This window comes from Flavobacterium sp. HJJ (assembly GCF_015351475.1).
Taxonomy (GTDB): domain Bacteria; phylum Bacteroidota; class Bacteroidia; order Flavobacteriales; family Flavobacteriaceae; genus Flavobacterium; species Flavobacterium marginilacus.
The window spans coordinates 1-15,835 of record NZ_JADKPR010000031.1; the positions used below are offsets into that span (position 1 = coordinate 1).

The 15,835-nt window shown below is 37.0% G+C and carries 18 protein-coding genes and 2 tRNA genes; 14 read left to right on the plus strand and 6 right to left on the minus strand.

Features of this window, described 5'->3' with window-relative positions:
• Positions 1–466, plus strand: a 466-nt coding sequence (locus IRZ80_RS18635) for a transposase (protein ID WP_194643494.1), incomplete at its 5' end; no start/stop codon positions are given.
• A 92-nt stretch (positions 467–558) separates the two neighbouring features.
• Here the strand turns inward: IRZ80_RS18635 and IRZ80_RS18640 are convergent.
• On the minus strand, positions 559–972 hold the full coding sequence (locus IRZ80_RS18640) for a helix-turn-helix domain-containing protein (protein ID WP_194643496.1): 414 nt from the start codon (positions 970–972) through the stop codon (positions 559–561).
• Between the two features lie 171 nt (positions 973–1,143).
• Here IRZ80_RS18640 and IRZ80_RS18645 point away from each other — a divergent pair, with 171 nt between their 5' ends.
• From IRZ80_RS18645 to IRZ80_RS18660, 4 genes are read left to right on the plus strand one after another with little or no spacing between them, the layout of a single operon-like run.
• Positions 1,144–2,010: a hypothetical protein gene (locus IRZ80_RS18645; protein ID WP_194643498.1), complete on the plus strand. Its 867-nt coding sequence runs from the start codon at positions 1,144–1,146 to the stop codon at positions 2,008–2,010.
• Between the two features lie 5 nt (positions 2,011–2,015).
• The gene (locus IRZ80_RS18650) at positions 2,016–2,387 is read left to right on the plus strand and encodes a hypothetical protein (RefSeq protein WP_194643500.1); all 372 of its coding nucleotides are present in this window, start codon (positions 2,016–2,018) and stop codon (positions 2,385–2,387) included.
• Positions 2,388–2,398: 11 nt separating this feature from the next.
• Positions 2,399–2,779 (plus strand): hypothetical protein, encoded by a 381-nt coding sequence (locus IRZ80_RS18655; RefSeq protein ID WP_194643502.1) that lies wholly within the window; start codon positions 2,399–2,401, stop codon positions 2,777–2,779.
• Between the two features lie 11 nt (positions 2,780–2,790).
• Entirely contained in the window at positions 2,791–3,132 is a 342-nt protein-coding gene (locus IRZ80_RS18660; protein WP_194643504.1) for a hypothetical protein, read from the plus strand.
• A 419-nt stretch (positions 3,133–3,551) separates the two neighbouring features.
• Here the strand turns inward: IRZ80_RS18660 and IRZ80_RS18665 are convergent, their stop codons facing one another.
• Positions 3,552–4,631 carry an IS110 family transposase gene (locus IRZ80_RS18665; protein ID WP_228520954.1) on the minus strand — a complete coding sequence of 360 codons (1,080 nt, stop codon included), beginning with the start codon at positions 4,629–4,631 and terminating at the stop codon, positions 3,552–3,554.
• Between the two features lie 992 nt (positions 4,632–5,623).
• Here IRZ80_RS18665 and IRZ80_RS18670 point away from each other — a divergent pair.
• Entirely contained in the window at positions 5,624–6,097 is a 474-nt protein-coding gene (locus IRZ80_RS18670) for a hypothetical protein (protein WP_194643506.1), read from the plus strand.
• Positions 6,098–6,102: 5 nt separating this feature from the next.
• Here IRZ80_RS18670 and IRZ80_RS18675 read toward each other — a convergent pair whose 3' ends face one another.
• The gene (locus IRZ80_RS18675) at positions 6,103–6,420 is read right to left on the minus strand and encodes a DUF6922 domain-containing protein (protein ID WP_194643508.1); all 318 of its coding nucleotides are present in this window, start codon (positions 6,418–6,420) and stop codon (positions 6,103–6,105) included.
• A gap of 158 nt (positions 6,421–6,578) precedes the next feature.
• Here IRZ80_RS18675 and mobA point away from each other — a divergent pair, with 158 nt between their 5' ends.
• From mobA to IRZ80_RS18705, 6 genes are all read left to right on the plus strand, one after another.
• Positions 6,579–7,016 carry a conjugal transfer protein MobA gene (gene mobA, locus IRZ80_RS18680; RefSeq protein ID WP_194643510.1) on the plus strand — a complete coding sequence of 146 codons (438 nt, stop codon included), beginning with the start codon at positions 6,579–6,581 and terminating at the stop codon, positions 7,014–7,016.
• The gene (mobB, locus tag IRZ80_RS18685; RefSeq protein ID WP_194643512.1) at positions 7,017–8,312 is read left to right on the plus strand and encodes a conjugal transfer protein MobB; all 1,296 of its coding nucleotides are present in this window, start codon (positions 7,017–7,019) and stop codon (positions 8,310–8,312) included.
• 457 nt (positions 8,313–8,769) lie between these two features.
• On the plus strand, positions 8,770–9,333 hold the full coding sequence (locus tag IRZ80_RS18690) for a hypothetical protein (protein ID WP_194643514.1): 564 nt from the start codon (positions 8,770–8,772) through the stop codon (positions 9,331–9,333).
• A gap of 4 nt (positions 9,334–9,337) precedes the next feature.
• Complete coding sequence (locus IRZ80_RS18695; protein ID WP_228520955.1) at positions 9,338–9,994, plus strand: hypothetical protein; 657 nt, start codon at positions 9,338–9,340, stop codon at positions 9,992–9,994.
• Between the two features lie 633 nt (positions 9,995–10,627).
• Positions 10,628–10,798 (plus strand): hypothetical protein, encoded by a 171-nt coding sequence (locus tag IRZ80_RS18700; RefSeq protein ID WP_194643516.1) that lies wholly within the window; start codon positions 10,628–10,630, stop codon positions 10,796–10,798.
• A complete protein-coding gene (locus IRZ80_RS18705) occupies positions 10,795–12,351 on the plus strand; it encodes a recombinase family protein (RefSeq protein ID WP_194643590.1) in 1,557 nt (518 codons plus the stop codon). Before IRZ80_RS18700 ends, IRZ80_RS18705 begins: the two co-directional genes overlap by 4 nt.
• On the opposite strand, the gene IRZ80_RS18710 is transcribed toward IRZ80_RS18705, so the two are convergent.
• Positions 12,311–12,383, minus strand: a tRNA-Met gene (locus IRZ80_RS18710). The genes IRZ80_RS18705 and IRZ80_RS18710 overlap by 41 nt on opposite strands.
• A 35-nt stretch (positions 12,384–12,418) precedes the next feature.
• A tRNA-Met gene (locus tag IRZ80_RS18715) sits at positions 12,419–12,491 on the minus strand.
• A gap of 117 nt (positions 12,492–12,608) precedes the next feature.
• On the opposite strand from IRZ80_RS18715, the gene era reads away from it, so the two are divergent.
• Positions 12,609–13,490, plus strand: coding sequence for a GTPase Era (era, locus tag IRZ80_RS18720; RefSeq protein ID WP_194643518.1), 882 nt, complete (start codon positions 12,609–12,611; stop codon positions 13,488–13,490).
• A 166-nt stretch (positions 13,491–13,656) separates the two neighbouring features.
• Here the strand turns inward: era and IRZ80_RS18725 are convergent, their stop codons facing one another.
• On the minus strand, positions 13,657–14,220 hold the full coding sequence (locus tag IRZ80_RS18725; RefSeq protein ID WP_194643520.1) for a hypothetical protein: 564 nt from the start codon (positions 14,218–14,220) through the stop codon (positions 13,657–13,659).
• Between the two features lie 72 nt (positions 14,221–14,292).
• Here IRZ80_RS18725 and der point away from each other — a divergent pair, with 72 nt between their 5' ends.
• Positions 14,293–15,603 carry a ribosome biogenesis GTPase Der gene (gene der / locus IRZ80_RS18730; RefSeq protein ID WP_194643522.1) on the plus strand — a complete coding sequence of 437 codons (1,311 nt, stop codon included), beginning with the start codon at positions 14,293–14,295 and terminating at the stop codon, positions 15,601–15,603.
• Positions 15,604–15,835 lie beyond the last annotated feature (232 nt).

Genomic DNA, 15,835 nt, shown 5'->3' on the forward strand with positions numbered 1-15,835 from the left:
TATTTTCCTAATCAGTAATAAAGCTATAGCAACAGGTATTAACGAGCAAAAACTAAGATTAGTCCACGTTTATAAGCAAGACGAAAATAAGGTTATCGAAATAATAACCAACAATTTAGAATGGTCAGCCAGGACCATAGCCGATTTATATAAAAAGAGATGGGATATAGAATTGTTTTTCAAGGCAATGAAACAAAACTTACAAATAAAAACATTCTTGGGTACAAGTGAAAATGCGGTCAAATCGCAAATTTACATCGCGTTAATCTGTTATTTATTGCTTGAATTAATTAACAGGACGGTATCTAAAAAGACGAAATCATTCTCAAATCTGGTTGAGAAAATTAGAATCTGTTTAGTGTATTATCTGAGTTTATATTATGTCTGCAATCAAGTCGGAGATGGAGCTAAAAAAATAAGATCAGAACCAAAATTAAATTTCAGCTTTGACTTATTTTCAGCATAATAAAAAAATAAACACCTATTTACAAGGAGTACAAGGTGTTTTATGAGTATTCAGTAAAACTTTCGGATAGCCATGATATCTTTTATAAAAGCCTATTTCGCTTTTAGTAATTTTTCCAAATATTCTACTTTATCTTTTTCGGCTTGCAATAGTCGCTCGTAAAGTTTCTTGTTATCTTCATAAACTTCAACTAGTTTATCTAAAGGATTAAATGTACAATTGTTTGCAAAAATACTTCCAGTTGTAACTACATTATCATTAAAGGTATTGAAATAATTAAACACACCTTCTTCTGAAAAATTCTTAATTGCTTCCACGCTTACTCCCAGAGCTTTTGCTACTTCCATAAGTTTTTCTTCTTCTATCGTCTCGCTGTTTTCCATAATAGAAACAGCCTGCTGGTTTGTTCCTAAAGCCTGCGCTAAAGCTTCCTGTTTCATGTCTTTTAATTCACGAATACGACTGATTTTTCGTCCTATGTGATTTGGTTTTGTTAATGTACTCATCGCTCAAAGATAATAATTAAGAATAAAAAAGTAAGTCCCCTGTATGATATAGAAATAGTCGTGTACGATACGGGGTAAATTGATACGGTACTGTACAAGGAATCACTTACTTGCTGTGTGTTAAACAAAAATACAATTTTTCAAATAATTATTAACTAAAAATTTAAAATTATGAATGCAATTGAATTTTCACAGCAAAAGGAGTTGAAGGAAGTAATTACAGACCACATTAAAACATCTGCTATTTATTGTTTTGGCAGGCAGGAAACAGGTTATAGTTCGAGCAGGAAAATTTATCCTGATAAAGAGCTGCAAAAAGAACATAGTCATTTATACCTCTTAGTTTTTGTACAGGAGACCAAAGAAAATGTGGGCAGTGATATAAGTGATAAGATAAAAACAAAGACTAAAGGGTCTTTGACCGCTACTGTTCTTATACACCACGTACAGAGTCTTAAAGACCTCTGCCAAGACCAGCAGTTTTTCTTTTGGCAGATCATGCAGAACGCAGAGCTGTTATTTCAAGATATTAACAAGCCTCCTTATTTAAATATTAGTGAAACTCCAAAAAGGAATTTAAAATCTACATCGCATTATATAGCATGGAGGAATAATAATATTGCTACAATCTGGGGCTGGGTATATAATGATGATGATGCTTCTAGTTCGGATGAAGTAAAAATGTCCGCTCTTCATCAAATAGTGGAGCAAATCTGTTTGTCTTTGATCCGTGTCTTTATAGGCTATACTCCCAATCATTTTGCATTGGAGTATTTATTTAATCTCTGGGAATACTTTACGACCATAACTGCAGATTTCTTTCCCCGCCAAACCAAGGAAGACAAATCCATATTTAAACTTCTTAAGCAACAGCCCAACACGTTGCGTTTTAGTAAGACTAACGATGTTGATTATTTATATTATCAGATAGTGGAAGAAAGGTGCAAAAAATTCAAAGAGCAAGCGGAAATTTTGATACAAAATGAAATAAACCGACAAAATGAAGTTGAAAATGAGCCTGAGAAAACCGATAATTAGAAATTATGGAAACGAATAATAATAAAAAAATTGAAGATTTAGTAAATGAGCTGAAAGAGAGTTTCTTTTTCAGAACCCTGAACCCGCAGAAAAACCGAAACGGCATTTATTACGCCGATATAAAATTTGCCCGTTACACACAATTGTTCTATACGGTACAGGATCTACTTCAAATAGCCCTGCATACGCTGTATAATGACGGGCTGGAAAATTCAGGACAAATCCAAGATCCCACCTCCCATCTTGTGAGTGTTTTGGAAGTTGCTGTACAGCTCTTGCCCTGCAGTGAGGCTGAAGGACTGGATAACCTGCACAGGCTGTATTTGGAGATGCTGAATGATCAAGAAAATAAAAATGAAGAAACGGATAATGTATAAATTATGATATTATGAAAAATGAAAAAGATATAGGACTGGCAGATTTCATTGAAGAAATTACGACTTACGCTTACTTTACTACTTTGAAACCTGATAATAAAAAAGATTATCTATTTAATGCCAATATAACTTTTGAGAGGTATTCCGACTTGCTTGGTTCAATAAAGGATTTATTAAAGATTTGTCTGCATACCCTTTATAATGAAGGAAGTCAAAATTCAGGGCAGATTATAAATCCCACAGTTCATCTCATAAGTCTTTTGGAGATGGCAGTGCAGTTACTCCCCTGTACCGAAGGAGAAGCGCTCGACGCTATGCATAAATATGTACTGAAATTTGATAAGGATAAAAAAGCTGATAAAATTCCTGAAGATAATAAAACATCAACTTAAAAATAAAGATTATGGAAAAAGATAAAATCAAATTAAATGAGTTCATAGAGAACCCTGAGCATTATTTTGTATTGCTCAAGCCAGTAGAAGAAACAAGAAATGATATACACACTATTGAATTAAATGTGGAAGGATATAGAGACCTGTTTTGCATGATAATGGATTTGCTTAAAACAGCAAAATTTGCTTTGGACGGAATTGAAGTCAGTACTGAAAGTAATATAAATACTGAAAGATATGTTGGAAGTCTTTTAAGAATAATAGAAATGCTGATCCCATTGGAAGAGACAGAGTTACTGGATATGCTTTACCTAAAACATTTAAATGAAAAAAATAAGAGTGATTCCAATTAGCCTGTTTCAAATTGTAATTTTAATAAAACGCCGACTTCTATGTTGTAATCAAAGTTTTTCTCCAGTTATTTTTAATTATATCAAAAAATAATTTCCTTTGTATTAAGGAGTTGAAGAGGAAACAGGCTCTGCTGAGGAGCAACTTGTTAGCAATAGACTTCCTGCGTTACACTGTAACATTATTCTAAGGGGATGATTTATCATCCCCTTTTTTTATTTATTACAAGTATCGCTCAATGGCTAAAAAAACCTTTCACTCATAAATAATTACTATAAAAACAACCTTCTATCAGTAGACATTAAATGCTACATTTCGCTTTTTCAATTTTTATAGTTGAGGGCCGCAAACTTCGGATAGTAATCTAGTTACAGTCGGGGATTAAGCGGTCACCTCATATTTGTTGTTTTTATAGCTCTTATTACTTAATTCCACAGGCATATATTCTTTCATTTTTCAAAACATAATAAATTCTGTTTAATAATTTTCGTGCAATTCTTATGATGGCTTTATTTGGCTGCATCCGTCTACAATATTCATTATAGGATATGGATAATGCAGGATCAAACCGGATAGTCATCCATGCACATTCTACCAGTATTCTTTTCAATATTTTTTGCCCTCTGAATGTAATTTGTCCTATACTTTCTTTTTCTCCGCTCGAATAAAAGTTGGGTACTAATCCAATATAAGAAGCAAATGAATCAGTATTTTTAAAACGTGCTATATCCTCAATTTGAGTTAGTAAAGTAATTGCGCTAATTGTGCCAATTCCAGGGATACTTACCAATAACCCAAACTGTTTACTATAGCGTTCTTCTTCGCTTAGATCTCTGATTTTTCTGTTTACCTCAAGCAATAGTTTTCGTAGACTTTCCACCTCGGAAACAAGAAACCCTAAAGAATCTATACCGTATGGTGAAGATAGTTGTACATCTTCCCTTAACCATTGGATAAAACGTTTAGTCCAGTGTGTATAAGGGCTCTTGAACTGTTCGGGCATGTCTATTCCGTAAAAGTGAAGAAAAGATTTAACCCTGCATTTCAATCTTACCAGATCCTTTACTAACATATCCCTTGTTCTCACCAGAGAACGGTCTTCTAAAGTTTTTATTTTCAAGACGTGAATTGCATTAAGCTGTCCCGCTCTTAAGGCTCTTGCAATTTTTCTACTGTCAATGGGGTCGTTCTTTTGAAAGAGTTCTTTTTGCGAAGTTGGAACATCAGCAGCGTTAATCACAATACTGTTTATTCCCAGTTCCAGTAATTGATAGTGTGCCCAAAATCCACTAAATCCTGCTTCATAAGCAGAATAGTATTCACAATCGGGAAAATTTCTTCTGAGATAATCCGCTAAAACAGCCGCACTAGGAGGCTGCGTAAAGGTTTTATGAACAATGTTCTCTGTTAAGATTGTCACTGTCCAGCTTTTTAGATGTACATCTATTCCAACAAAAATTTTTTGTTCGTTTTCTGTAATCTTGATCATTAGTTCTTGCATAAGTCATTGTTTATTTGGTATTTAGTATTCTATATCAAATTTATAAAACCAAATAAAGGCTTATGCCTTTTCTCTTCAACATTTGACAAACATAGCGACTTTGGAGACGTTTTCCAGCCCCCTGCAGGGGCAAGTTGTTTTGAGATGCTGAATTCATTTCAAGCATCTCAAAACACAACTTGCCATTTTCTTTCGAAAATATTCTTACCGATGGTTTTAATTGAAAGGGCTTGATGCCCTTTTTTTTGTTTAGCGGATATTTAGGAATGTTATGTATTGTGATTGCTTTGATCAAAATCAGCTTTGATAAGACTGTGCAGAAACAGGATAGTATTGGCAGTCCTGACTGTAATGGGTTTACCCCCTATAAATTCCAGAGAAACTTAACTGCAATTCTCTGCCGAATTGGAAATATACAAATGTGTACATTAAAATTTAAATACATATTCTCATGCCTATTTGCGTATAAATGCAATTCTGTGCGGACGGGCAGATTTACAGATGTATTTAATCCCATAAGTAAATGCGCATGTATGGCTGTATGTGTGTACATACGTTTTTACAATTTTACTCTTTTGCATAGGTATCCTTTTACGCATAGCCATGAATGCTCCCTTATGTAAATAAGTAAATAGGATTTCAGATACACATGTATATCCATACCTGACAACATAAATATATTTCAAAAGAAACAGAAAAACGGAAAAAAGAAAAAGAAAGCAATTTTACAGGACGGGATCCAGGCAGGCCAAAAGGAAACGGAATAAGTCCCGAAGGGTGGTTTGTGAGGGACGAGCAAAACATTATGCCGTAGTCTTTTGGACAGGCTGATCCAGCACGTCCTACCTTGCTTTTCTTTTTATTATATTCTTTTGGCAGAATATAACCCCTGCCACTCTAAATCTGGACATATAACGCCAATCAATGCCTTAGGGTGCCAAAATGAAGAATAAAAAGCCCTTATGATTACCTTTCGCCGTAAAAATGAAACGATGAAAAAAGATAAGCATAAAGACAAAACGGAGAAGAAAAAGAAAAAACCGATACCGCATAGACCTGAAGAGGAAAAAATGAAGGAAATTAAAAAAAAGGATGATAGGACAAAAGCTCCATTTATGCAGGTAGACAGGGGTGGAAACATCTTAAGCAATTTCTTCTCGAATTTCCTCAGACAGCTTAAAAATCCAAGAAAAACCGGGCTGGGCAGACTGTTAGGCAAACTGCTGGTTATTAAAACTGAGGAAGGTCAAAATAAGCCTGCACAGAAGCCTGAAAAGCCTGTGGATATAATCGGCCCTGTTAAAACGGTTTTTCGTCATGTGAACAACAGCGGGAACAATTTAAGCCCAAGTGAAAAAGAATCCCTGAGACAGCGTAAAAACCAGCCTCTTAATATTCCAGTGAAGACGGAACAGGGTCAAGACGATGAATTAAATAAACCAAGAAAAACCCGTTTGGGAATGTAGTTATACTAAATCCAGTGATACGGTTTATCCTTGCGGTTCAGGTAGCAGTACATCTCTTCCTTTTTAAGTTCGGGAAAGAATGTAAGGGCATCTTCAATGGCATAGTTGGGAAGAAAGTAAATCTCGTCACGGACAGCAGTAATCACTTTTTCCCGTCCATAAAAACGGACGATTTCGTCAATTTCATCCTGACTGCCACGCTCTATAATGCGGGCAATTACCATTTTATATGAACGTTCCCAATTAATTTTTTCAAATATAAATTCCCAAAAGAATTTGGGATGAAGATTGGGAATTTCTTTTTGTTTTTTTGTCTTTTTCATACTATAAATTTAACGATTTTCTGTGGGTTATGCAACGATTTGTCCTTGAAAAAACGGCCTTTTCTATTAAGAAATAACAGGCCAAATACTTCCACTTTTAGTTTCACTGCTGATAATAAAATAAAATGTTTTTTAAATAATTATGAGGAATTGGGGTCATGGAAAATGAAGAAAAAAAGAACTCGCACAAAGGAGGCAGGCATCCTAAAAAAGATCCCGCCGTCCATCGCTATTCCATCAGCCTGAATGCGGAAGAAAATGCCCGATTTCTATCCTTGTTCGATGCGTCCGGCATGAATGTAATGGCACACTTTATTACAGCGTGCATTTTCCAAAAGGGCATCACAACGATAAAGGTTGACAAGACGGCAATCGATTATTATGTGCGCCTGACCGCCTTATTCGGACAGTTCAGGGCTGTGGGGGTAAATTACAATCAGGTTGTAAAAATGCTTAATAGTAATTTTTCCGAAAAGAAAGCCCTGTCATATCTGTACAAACTGGAAAAACAGACGGCAGAGCTTGCCTTTCTGTCACAAAAGATAATACAGCTTACAGCGGAATTTGAAGAAAAGCACCTGAAAGAAACCCATTAAATGATAGCTAAAATCTCAAGAGGCAACAGCCTATACGGTGCATTGAACTACAACTATCAAAAAGTTGAAAAACAGAATGCGCGGGTTTTGTTTACCCAGAAGATTATCGAAGCTCCTGACGGTAGCTATTCCCTACAGCAGATATCCCGTTCTTTTGAACTGCACCTGCTGGCCAACCGAAACACGGAAAAACCAATACTTCATATCTCGCTCAATCCCGACCCTAAAGATAAAGTAAGCGATACTGATTTTGAAAACATGGCACAGGAGTATATGAAGCAGATGGGCTACGCAGACCAGCCTTTTGTAGTATTCAAGCACACTGATATTGACCGCACCCATATCCATATCGTATCGGTCTGCGTGGACGAAGACGGCAGGAAAATATCAGACAAATTTGAAAAAAGACACTCTATGGTGGTGTGCCGGACACTCGAAAAAGAATACGGACTGATATCGGCTGTTGAAAAAAAAGAAAACTCACAGAGCCCCGTATTCAAACCCATAAATTACAAAGAAGGCGATATAAAAAGCCAAATGGCTTCGGTAATCCGCCATCTTCCCAAATACTACCAGTTTCAGACTTTCGGGGCGTATAATGCCCTGCTTTCCCTTTTCAAGATTACAGCCGAAGAAGTCAGGGGCGAATATAACGGAATCCCAAAGCAGGGACTGGTCTATTTTGCGCTGAATGATAAGGGAGAAAAGGCAAGCAGTCCCTTCAAGGCTTCGCTGTTTGGAAAAAGTGCCGGATTGGCACAACTTGAATCCCACTATGGGCAGAGCAGGATAAAACTAAAAGACAGGCCGGCTAAGGGAGCACTCAAAGGCAGGATCGAATCGGCAATGCAGACTGCTTTGAACGAATCGGAATTTAAGAAAAAACTATTGGAACAAGGGATAAATGTCGTGGTACGCCGAAATGCCGATGGGCGTATTTACGGCATCACTTTTATCGACCACCAATCCCGCTGTGTCTGTAACGGATCAGAGCTCGCCAAAAACCTTTCCGCCAATGCATTCAATGACTGGTGGAATAATGGCAATAAGGCAGATCTGCCAAAAAAAGAAGAAACTGCTTTGCAGAAAATTATTCCTACAGGTAACCAGATCAGCCAGCCACATAACCAGTCCGACTTTTTAGCGAAAGAAGACACGCCGTACAGCGGGCAGGAAAGCAATCTTATTGAAGCCTTTGGAGGCATATTGCCCCAAGCACAGGGAGAAGATTTTGAGGAAACTGCATTTGCCAATCAGTTAAAGCGGAAAGATAAGCGCAGGAAACCAAAGCTTTAAGTGTATTTTCAGGCAGGTATTATCTGCATCAAATGTATGAAACACGATTTTTAATGTACCGTATATAAAGAATTGATAGGATACATTATTGGGATTTTTTTAATTGCCTGCCATTAAAAATACAATTCTCCGGTTATGTACCAAACCATCTCCTTAATTTATCCCATCAGGCCTCCGCCCTGCGGTTCTCCAGAGTTTTGAACGCCAGTTTTGGCTGGCTCATTTAAACGATACCTATCTGCAAGATTGCCGGGCTGTACCCAGCCCTGAAAAATAAATTGTCTTGGGCATTACGCCATCAACAGACAAATAGTGCCAGCAGTGCCTATAATGCAACAACTTCAAAAACGCATCTTTATATTTACCGGAAGACTTTGATTCTTTCTTTGATATAATGCAGTACTGCTCATGGCCTTGGCCGTCATACCTCCAAAATAATAGAAATCATTAAAATAGTATGGAAAGTTTAGAATCACTTTTCCGGTCTTTTGAAACAGGCATCAGAAGTGCCAAGGCTGTAAAGCCGAGGGAATACCTAAAAAATATCGGGCTGGAATATTCAGATCTTCGGATCGGTTTTAATTCGGGACAGTTTCATCATCGCAAAACACTGAAATCAAAAGACCAGTTTGAAAAACTGGGCGTGATTACAAAAAGCGATGCCGGAGTCAGGGACGATTCCTTTACAGCCTATACTGTCTTTGGACGGTATGGGCTTATTTTTCCCCTTCTGAGTCAGGACAACAGCATAGTGAATTATTATGCCCTGCGTTTTGATCTGGACGAGCAGAAAGAGCAGTACCTGAACAGCGAGGGAATCTATCCCGCCTATCCGCATCCGCTGACCAAGAAATTGTATTTAGCACCCACAGTCATTGACTGCGCCAGCTTAATACAAAGTAGAATACTGGATCAGAGGGAAGCAGTCATTGCCCTGCATGACGGGGAACTGCTGGAACAGCATTTGGAAGTTATCAGGTCATTATATGAATTGGAAGAAATAATAATCTTTAAGCGGTGAGAAAATGGAAAAGATCAGATTACAAATGCAGGAGATCAGACCCGATGTTCCACTATCGATAGTGGAACTTCCCGAAGGGCATAGTCTGAATGACATGTGGGTCAATTATGGAACAGACGGAATATCGAATCTTTTAAAAAGTGCAAAAACAGAAAAATCAGGCAGTAACCTGCAGATTGTAAATGGCTACAAAATCAGCTATACAGGAATCGCAGGAGTGTTTTTCGTTGTAGGCAACCTGCCTATGGATTTGGGAAACCTCAGGGTGTCATTACAAATTGTGGCACATACCACGCAGAAAAAACACAGGCTTAAAGTTGACCTTTTTGATTTTGGCAGTGTGCAGAGCCAGTGCGGAGAACTCTCCGAAAAACAGGGTTTTGACTTTCAGGAACTCGAAACAGACTTTCTACAGCTGACTAACTTGCTTGAAGAGCATCGGGAAGCACTCTTTGATGCGGAAATAAATCCCGTAACGGATCGCTACTCCGAGAAGGAACTTACACCGCAGGCACATGAGAAAGCAGTCGAATTTCTTTCAAAACCCCAATTGCTGGAAAATATAAACAAGCTCTTGGAGCAGAACGGGATTGTCGGAGAAGAACAAAACAGGATGGTGCTTTTCGTGCTCGCTTCGAGTTACAAAATGCCATTGTTCTGATGAACACTAGAATCCGCCCCAAAAGGCGGATTAAAGTTAGCAGGGAAAAATAGCTTAAGACTTTTCAATTTTCTACAAGATTTTTTATAACCTGTTTTTAATAAAATCATTTAGAAAAAATTCATTTCCAGCGTAAAAGATGATTTATGAATACAGTTTTATTAATGGCAAAACCAAAACTACCACTGAAAATTAGTCTATTTACCTAATTAAGCACTTTTTTATTTCGTGATATGTATATACATGCTTACAGAAATACAGGTAAGTCTGCAAGATGGAATGAATGCAGAAAAGCATACAAGTATAAAAGCGGGAATGCAGTAAGTAAGTATGCAAGAACGCAGGTATGCAAGATGGAATGAATCCAGAAAAGTATAAAAGCAGGAAAGCAAGCATGTAGGAATATTCAATCGCACTTATTTACCTATACAACTCAATAAATGAATACGAGATAAAACAGTTATTCAAAGAAGAACATTTTTTTAGCAAAACAGTCAAACAATGCCTTTGAATGCCTCAGAAGGTCACCACAACAGCATTCTGCTTTTGTTTTTATTTCTTTATAGCAAAAATAAATGATTGTTGAACAAAAAGACCATTAATGGTATTTTTTAATGAAGAGGGATTTAAAAAATGAGAAATGATGATGAGAATGAAAGAGGAAAAATGACAGCTGAAAAAACATTTAAAATGCTGAAAGATGAAGGAGTAGAAGTCACCCTTGAGCAAGCGAGATTGATTTTAGAGTTTTTACGAAAGCTAGCGAGTATTACGGTTTCTAATTATTTAAAAACAAAACAATGAAAAAAATAGCAGATTTATATGTACGGGTGAGTACCGACGAACAAGCAGACAGAGGATATTCTCAAAGAAATCAAGAAGAGGTTTTAAGAAAATATTGCCAAATCAATGACATCACGATAAGGGATGTGATTTATGAGGATCATTCCGCTAAAACATTTATTAGACCACAATGGAATAAACTACTGGAAAAGTTAAGAAAAAATAAAAACAAAACTGATTTAGTTCTGTTCACAAAATGGGATCGATTTAGCAGAAACGCTGGCGATGCATATCAAATGATAAATATACTTAGAAAACTTGGTGTTGAGCCACAAGGAATAGAACAGCCTTTAGATTTATCAATTCCTGAAAATAAGATGATGCTGGCCTTTTATTTAGCCGCTCCAGAAGTGGAGAATGACAGACGAGCTTTAAATACTTTTCATGGAATGAGAAGAGCGAGAAAAGAAGGTCGTTACATGGGGTTAGCTCCAGCAGGGTATATTAACAGAATTCGTGAGGATGGCGCAAAATACATTGCCTTTGATGAGCCGGAAGCTTCTATTATTAAATGGGCGTTTGTAGAGCTTGCAAAAGGTGTATTTAATACAGAACAAATATTTTTTAAAGCAAAGAAGAAAGGATTAAAATGTTCAAGAAATAATTTTTGGAGATTAATTAGAAATCCTGTCTACTGTGGAAAAATCACGGTGCCTAAATATAAGGATGAAGAAGCAAAATATGTTACAGGACAGCATAAGGCTTTGATTACGGAAACTCTTTTTAATGAAGTGCAAGAGGTATTAGATGGCAGAGGAAGAAACTTTCGCCCAAAAATTGTTACGAAAGAACCTTTTCCTTTGAGAGGATTTTTTATGTGCCCTGAATGTAATAAAATACTAACTGGAAGTATTTCTAAGGGAAGAAATAATTATTATGCTTACTATCATTGTTCTGCTGGATGTAGATTTAGGATTAATGCAGATAGTGCAAATACTGTTTTTATGGATAATCTTAAAATGTATATACCGATAGCTGAAATAGGAAATGTCTACAAAAATTTAATTATTGAGGCTTATAAAGAGAGTGACAAAGTGAATATTGATTATAAAATAAAGCTAGTTGAAGAAATTAATGACTATAAAAAGAGAATTGCATACATCAGAGATTTATTGTCAAAACAACAAATTGATGTATTGGATTACAGTGAAATGAATTCGAATTACAAAAATGAAACCCTTAAACTTGAACAAAAGCTATCAAATATAAGTGAGAGTAGTCAAGATGTAAAGGATCTACTTAGTAAAGGCGTTTTAAGGCTTCTTGAATTGAATCAATGCTATAAAGACGGGGGTTGGATAGGGTGTAGGGAGCTAATTGGTTCGATATTTCCAGAAAATTTCACTATCGTAAAAAATACGTTTCGAACCGCTCGAGTGAATGAAGTTTTGGAGCTAATCTATATGATTAACAGGGCTTTGTTTGAAAATAAAAACGGGATAAAGAAAGATTTGTCTTCTTTATCCCGTCAAGTAGCGGGAACAGGACTCGAACCTGTGACCTTCGGGTTATGAGCCCGACGAGCTGCCTACTGCTCTATCCCGCGATGTGCGTTTTGTAATCTCAATAAGGCTACCTTAGTAGCGGGAACAGGACTCGAACCTGTGACCTTCGGGTTATGAGCCCGACGAGCTGCCTACTGCTCTATCCCGCGATGTTTCGGGTGCAAAGATACGCTGAATTTTGACAAATCCAATAGAAACTTTAAAAAATGTTTTATTTCGTGTATTGGCTTGATATGACTACCTTTGCACCATAAATTATAATAGAAATGTCACATAAAGCAGGTTTTGTAAACATCATAGGGAATCCAAACGTTGGAAAATCAACGCTAATGAACGCCTTTGTTGGTGAAAGATTGTCAATTATTACTTCGAAAGCGCAAACAACTCGCCACAGGATTCTTGGAATCGTAAATGGTGAAGATTTTCAGTTGATTTTGTCCGACACACCTGGTATCATCAAACCAGCCTACGAAATGCAGGAATCAATGATGAACTTTGTGAAATCTGCCTTTGAAGATGCTGATATATTGATTTATATGGTCGAAATAGGAGAACAGGATTTGAAAGATGAAGCTTTTTTTAATAAAATTATCCATTCGAAAATTCCGGTGTTGCTGTTGCTGAATAAAATTGATAATTCTAATCAAGAGCAGTTGGAAGCGCAAGTGGCTTTTTGGACAGAGAAAGTACCAAATGCAGAGATTTATCCAATATCGGCATTGCAGAATTTTAACGTGCCAGAAGTGTTTCAAAGAATTATTTCGCTGTTGCCGGAATCACCTGCCTATTACCCAAAAGATCAATTAACGGATAAACCGGAACGTTTCTTCGTAAACGAAACCATCCGTGAAAAAATTCTATTGAACTACAGTAAAGAGATTCCTTACGCAGTAGAAATCGTAACGGAGGAATTCTTCGAAGATGATAACATCATTCGTATTCGTTCTTTGATTATGGTAGAACGTGAGACTCAAAAAGGAATTGTAATCGGTCACAAAGGTGCTGCTTTGAAAAAAGTGGGAATGGATGCCCGTGTGGATCTGGAGAAATTCTTTGGCAAACAAATCCATATTGAATTGTATGTGAAAGTGAATAAAAACTGGAGAAGCAATGCGAATATGCTGAAGCGTTTTGGGTATAATTCGTAGGGACAGGTCGCGACTTGTCCGTCCCCGTACGGGAGAAAATAATAATTTAAAATCAGTATTTGGGGGTTTTCCTAATGCTGATTTTTTTTAACCGCAAGGTTCGCAAAGGAATCGCTATGTACGCAAAGCTTAGCGAACTTTGCTTAATTCTTTGCGTGCTTTGCGGTTAAGTCTCAATAATTTCCAAAAAGACTTTTTCGATATCATTCATTTGTTTTTCGCCGTTGCTTCGTATTTGTTTGGCTATGACGTAGAGCAGAAACCAAGCAAAAATCATCAGCGACATCACAACAAAATCACCCGAAGTGGATCTTTTAAGTACATAATCGGAGTAGGCGATACCGCAAAAAATGATAAATGTTCCCGCTATCATAAAATGCAGAAACATAAAAAAAGTCCACAAACCGGGATCGGGGCCAAAAAGTCCCCGGATGTTGGTTCGGTTTTCGCCTTTGGACTCCATTTCAATATGAAGATGAGGAGACCAATAGGCTTTTTTAGAGCCTTTTATATTGATCCAAATATGGTATTCTTTTATTTTCAGAATGAAATCTGGGGATTTTGTCGTGGTAAACTGAATGAATTTTTGACGCAGGGAATCGATGTTTTGGTCAACTTCTTTGTAGAAGCGCAAGCGCAGACGGATCTCATTATTGGTATCCATAAAATTAAAAATGAAGTGGTTAAGGGAATCTAATCTGGCGAATATACCAAAAAAATTGATATTCATGCTTTTATACACTACCTTTGCAGGCTGAAACTGGAAAGCAGTGTTCGGAAAAATTAATATCTAATTTAGATTATGAGTAATATTGTTGCGATAGTAGGAAGACCTAATGTGGGGAAATCAACCCTTTTTAATAGGCTGATACAAAGAAGAGAAGCTATTGTAGATTCAGTGTCTGGGGTTACCCGCGATAGAAACTATGGTAAAAGCGAGTGGAACGGAAAAGAGTTTTCTGTGATTGATACCGGTGGATATGTGCGCGGATCGGATGATGTTTTTGAGGGAGAAATTCGTAAACAGGTAGAATTGGCCATCGATGAGGCTGATGTTATCATTTTTGTTGTAGATGTTGAAGAGGGGATTACCCCAATGGATGAAACGGTTGCCAAATTATTGCGAAAGGTGACCAAACCGGTTTTGCTTGCTGTCAATAAGGTGGACAATGCGATGCGTGAGAAAGATGCTGTGGAGTTTTACAACTTGGGATTGGGAGATTATTTTACTTTCGCCAGTATTTCAGGAAGCGGAACAGGTGATTTATTGGATGCTCTGATTGAAGCTTTTCCTGTAAAACCAGAGCCAGTAAAAGAAGAAGTTGTTTTGCCTCGTTTTGCAGTGGTAGGACGTCCAAATGCAGGAAAATCGAGTTTTATCAATGCGCTTATCGGTAAAGACCGTTTCATGGTTACCGATATTGCGGGAACTACACGTGATGCGATTGATACAAAATTTGACCGTTTTGGTTTCGAATTCAACTTGGTGGATACAGCGGGAATCCGCCGTAAAGCCAAAGTGAAAGAGGATTTGGAGTTTTACTCTGTAATGCGTTCAGTGCGTGCGATTGAGCATGCCGATATCTGTATATTAGTGATTGACGCAACCCGCGGATTTGAAGGACAGGATCAAAGTATTTTTTGGCTGGCCGAGAAAAACCGTAAAGGTCTTGTAATCTTGGTCAACAAATGGGATCTGGTTGAAAAAGACACTATGTCAACCCGAGATTATGAAGAGAAAATCAAAAAAGAATTAATGCCATTTACAGATGTGCCTATTCTTTTTGTTTCGGCGTTGACTAAACAGCGTCTGCTAAAAGCTTTGGAAGCAACTGTTAAGGTTTATGAAAACAGACAGCAGCGTATTGCTACTTCAAAATTCAATGAGTTTATGCTGAAAGTAATTGAAGCGTATCCGCCTCCAGCAACAAAAGGGAAGTATGTGAAAATTAAATATTGTATGCAGCTGCCAACAGCAACGCCTCAGTTTGTGTTTTTTGCTAATATGCCACAGTATGTTAAGGAACCTTACAAACGTTACCTTGAAAACAAGATTAGAGAAAACTGGGATTTCGCAGGAGTGCCAATAGATATTTATATTAGAGAAAAATAGAAAAATTGATAGTTTCACTATTTAAAGTTTTACTTCCAAATTGTGTATGGTCAAGCTAAGAAATAATCTTTTGATTAGAAAATCGCTCCCCGGAGCGATTTTTATTTTATTAAACTGTCTATTTTGAATGAGATAATTTGGAGGTAGCGTAAATTAAGAGGGGATTTTTATAATTTATGTAGTAGAGAAATTGAAATAATAATAGTATTAATTTATGCTTTATAATTTGTAT

Excerpts from the sequence above, each read along its gene's own strand:
- mobB (WP_194643512.1), top strand. The coding sequence starts at position 7,017 with ATGATAGCTAAAATCTCAAGAGGCAACAGCCTATACGGTGCATTGAAC.
- era (WP_194643518.1), top strand. The coding sequence starts at position 12,609 with ATGTCACATAAAGCAGGTTTTGTAAACATCATAGGGAATCCAAACGTT.
- IRZ80_RS18705 (WP_194643590.1), top strand. The coding sequence starts at position 10,795 with ATGAAAAAAATAGCAGATTTATATGTACGGGTGAGTACCGACGAACAA.
- IRZ80_RS18700 (WP_194643516.1), top strand. The coding sequence starts at position 10,628 with ATGAGAAATGATGATGAGAATGAAAGAGGAAAAATGACAGCTGAAAAA.
- IRZ80_RS18670 (WP_194643506.1), top strand. The coding sequence starts at position 5,624 with ATGAAAAAAGATAAGCATAAAGACAAAACGGAGAAGAAAAAGAAAAAA.
- IRZ80_RS18660 (WP_194643504.1), top strand. The coding sequence starts at position 2,791 with ATGGAAAAAGATAAAATCAAATTAAATGAGTTCATAGAGAACCCTGAG.
- IRZ80_RS18725 (WP_194643520.1), bottom strand. The coding sequence starts at position 14,220 with ATGAATATCAATTTTTTTGGTATATTCGCCAGATTAGATTCCCTTAAC.
- IRZ80_RS18645 (WP_194643498.1), top strand. The coding sequence starts at position 1,144 with ATGAATGCAATTGAATTTTCACAGCAAAAGGAGTTGAAGGAAGTAATT.
- IRZ80_RS18675 (WP_194643508.1), bottom strand. The coding sequence starts at position 6,420 with ATGAAAAAGACAAAAAAACAAAAAGAAATTCCCAATCTTCATCCCAAA.
- IRZ80_RS18665 (WP_228520954.1), bottom strand. The coding sequence starts at position 4,631 with ATGCAAGAACTAATGATCAAGATTACAGAAAACGAACAAAAAATTTTT.
- IRZ80_RS18690 (WP_194643514.1), top strand. The coding sequence starts at position 8,770 with ATGGAAAGTTTAGAATCACTTTTCCGGTCTTTTGAAACAGGCATCAGA.
- IRZ80_RS18650 (WP_194643500.1), top strand. The coding sequence starts at position 2,016 with ATGGAAACGAATAATAATAAAAAAATTGAAGATTTAGTAAATGAGCTG.
- IRZ80_RS18655 (WP_194643502.1), top strand. The coding sequence starts at position 2,399 with ATGAAAAATGAAAAAGATATAGGACTGGCAGATTTCATTGAAGAAATT.
- IRZ80_RS18640 (WP_194643496.1), bottom strand. The coding sequence starts at position 972 with ATGAGTACATTAACAAAACCAAATCACATAGGACGAAAAATCAGTCGT.
- IRZ80_RS18695 (WP_228520955.1), top strand. The coding sequence starts at position 9,338 with ATGGAAAAGATCAGATTACAAATGCAGGAGATCAGACCCGATGTTCCA.
- der (WP_194643522.1), top strand. The coding sequence starts at position 14,293 with ATGAGTAATATTGTTGCGATAGTAGGAAGACCTAATGTGGGGAAATCA.
- mobA (WP_194643510.1), top strand. The coding sequence starts at position 6,579 with ATGGAAAATGAAGAAAAAAAGAACTCGCACAAAGGAGGCAGGCATCCT.